At 57.1% G+C, this 702-nt stretch carries 2 protein-coding genes; one reads left to right on the top strand and one right to left on the bottom strand.

Annotation, left to right across the window (positions count from 1 at the left end; all coding sequences use genetic code 11):
• The coding region (locus NW838_RS08125; RefSeq protein ID WP_414427831.1) for a peroxiredoxin at positions 1-438 on the top strand (438 nt) is incomplete at its 5' end.
• Positions 439-442: 4 nt separating this feature from the next.
• Here NW838_RS08125 and NW838_RS08120 read toward each other — a convergent pair.
• Positions 443-628, bottom strand: a complete 186-nt coding sequence (locus NW838_RS08120; protein ID WP_414344512.1) for a hypothetical protein — start codon at positions 626-628, stop codon at positions 443-445.
• Positions 629-702: the final 74 nt, after the last annotated feature.

Genomic DNA, 702 nt, shown 5'->3' with positions numbered 1-702 from the left:
ATAGGTTCTCATGCACCGGAGTTCGCATTGCCAGATCAAGCCGGGCAAATACGGCGGCTGGCGGATTTTCGGGGGGAGTGGGTGGTGTTGTATTTTTACCCCCGCGACTTCACTTCCGGCTGTACGATTGAGGCCCGCCGCTTTCAGCAAGATTTGCCCAAGTTCCGGGCCATGGGGGCACAGGTTGTGGGCGTGAGCGCTGACTCGGTGGACTCTCACAGGCGCTTTTGCTCGGCAGAGGGGCTACAGTTTCCTTTGCTGTCGGATCCCGATGGCACGGTCAGTCGAGCCTACGGATCCTGGATGGGCGATGTTGCCCTGCGCAATACGTTCTTGATCGACCCGGAGGGGATTTTGCGAGAAATCGACCCAATTGTAAACCCCAGCCGCCACAGCGCTGAGGTTCTGGCCCAGTTGCAGCAGCTTATCAGGAACTAGCCCTCTAGCTTTCCGGGCCAAAAGTCTGCTCGAACTCGTAGAGCAACTCGTCGATCTCCTCCAGCGCTTGGTTGACATCCACGCGCAAGCTGCCCAAGTCTGGCTTTTCCAACAGCTTGGCTACCGCTGGCCGGCGTTCGCGGATTAGCTTGATGCGCTCTTTCAAGGCGGCAATTTCGGCGGCGTCCATAGCTTCAGAGACCTAATTGACTGATACATTCACGCTGAACTCTCCTGAACATGGTTCAGGAAAGAAGCGATCGC

This window comes from Synechococcus sp. R55.2 (assembly GCF_047462075.1).
Taxonomy (GTDB): Bacteria; Cyanobacteriota; Cyanobacteriia; order Thermostichales; family Thermostichaceae; genus Thermostichus.
This window is presented reverse-complemented; position numbering and strand designations above follow the sequence as displayed.